The sequence below is a fragment of the Microbacterium sp. GbtcB4 genome (assembly GCF_019091465.1).
GTDB lineage: Bacteria > Actinomycetota > Actinomycetes > Actinomycetales > Microbacteriaceae > Microbacterium > Microbacterium paraoxydans.
In genome coordinates, this window is the sequence record NZ_JAGXJJ010000624.1 from 1 (window position 1) to 234 (window position 234).

The window sequence follows — 234 nt, forward strand, 5'->3', positions numbered from 1 at the left end:
GCCGTAGTTGCGGCCGATGAACAGTACGGCCGCCCCCTGCAGGACCACCACGACGGCGATCACGGCCAGTGGGGGCATGTCGAGGGCGAGGATCCCGGGGGCGACCAGCACGCCGAGCAGCGTGCCGACGAGGCGCTGGATGCCGCGGGTCATGCGGGCGTTGGGCTGCGCGCCGCTGGCCGCCGCCATCGCGCCGACCGCCGCCCAGTACCAGACGGTGCCGCCGGGGAGCAT

General features: G+C 74.8%; 1 protein-coding gene. It reads right to left on the reverse strand.

Features of this window, described 5'->3' with window-relative positions:
• On the reverse strand, positions 1-234 hold a 234-nt coding region (locus KVS71_RS19045; RefSeq protein ID WP_217585312.1), incomplete at both ends, for an FUSC family protein.